Here is a 1,534-nt window from a genome sequence, read left to right on the forward strand (position 1 = left end):
ACGGAGAGTTTGATCCTGGCTCAGGACGAACGCTGGCGGCGTGCTTAACACATGCAAGTCGAACGGTGAAGCCCAGCTTGCTGGGTGGATCAGTGGCGAACGGGTGAGTAACACGTGAGCAACCTGCCCTCCACTTCGGGATAAGCCTTGGAAACGGGGTCTAATACCGGATATGAGCATCTGCCGCATGGTGGGTGTTGGAAAGTTTTTCGGTGGGGGATGGGCTCGCGGCCTATCAGCTTGTTGGTGGGGTGATGGCCTACCAAGGCGTCGACGGGTAGCCGGCCTGAGAGGGCGACCGGCCACACTGGGACTGAGACACGGCCCAGACTCCTACGGGAGGCAGCAGTGGGGAATATTGCACAATGGGCGAAAGCCTGATGCAGCGACGCCGCGTGAGGGATGACGGCCTTCGGGTTGTAAACCTCTTTCAGCAGGGAAGAAGGCCTTCGGGTGGACGGTACCTGCAGAAGAAGCGCCGGCTAACTACGTGCCAGCAGCCGCGGTAATACGTAGGGCGCAAGCGTTGTCCGGAATTATTGGGCGTAAAGAGCTCGTAGGCGGTTTGTCGCGTCTGGTGTGAAATCCCGAGGCTCAACTTCGGGCTTGCATCGGGTACGGGCAGACTAGAGTACTGTAGGGGAGACTGGAATTCCTGGTGTAGCGGTGGAATGCGCAGATATCAGGAGGAACACCGATGGCGAAGGCAGGTCTCTGGGCAGTCACTGACGCTGAGGAGCGAAAGCATGGGGAGCGAACAGGATTAGATACCCTGGTAGTCCATGCCGTAAACGTTGGGCACTAGGTGTGGGGCTCATTCCACGAGTTCCGTGCCGCAGCTAACGCATTAAGTGCCCCGCCTGGGGAGTACGGCCGCAAGGCTAAAACTCAAAGGAATTGACGGGGGCCCGCACAAGCGGCGGAGCATGCGGATTAATTCGATGCAACGCGAAGAACCTTACCAAGGCTTGACATGCACCGGACGCTGCCAGAGATGGTGGTTCCGCAAGGTCGGTGCACAGGTGGTGCATGGTTGTCGTCAGCTCGTGTCGTGAGATGTTGGGTTAAGTCCCGCAACGAGCGCAACCCTCGTCCCATGTTGCCAGCGGGTTATGCCGGGGACTCATGGGAGACTGCCGGGGTCAACTCGGAGGAAGGCGGGGATGACGTCAAATCATCATGCCCCTTATGTCTTGGGCTTCACGCATGCTACAATGGCCGGTACAGAGGGCTGCGATACCGTAAGGTGGAGCGAATCCCAAAAAGCCGGTCTCAGTTCGGATTGGGGTCTGCAACTCGACCCCATGAAGTCGGAGTCGCTAGTAATCGCAGATCAGCAACGCTGCGGTGAATACGTTCCCGGGCCTTGTACACACCGCCCGTCAAGTCACGAAAGTTGGTAACACCCGAAGCTCATGGCCCAACCGGTTTTCCGGGGGGAGTGGTCGAAGGTGGGACCGGCGATTGGGACTAAGTCGTAACAAGGTAGCCGTACCGGAAGGTGCGGCTGGATCACCTCCTTTCTAAGGAGCAC

General features: G+C 58.5%; 1 rRNA gene. It reads left to right on the top strand.

The features are described from left to right. Positions 1 to 1,523: ribosomal RNA gene (locus ACWAT2_RS19285) — 16S ribosomal RNA — on the top strand. Positions 1,524 to 1,534 lie beyond the last annotated feature (11 nt).

This window comes from Isoptericola sp. GX10416 (genome assembly GCF_056590155.1).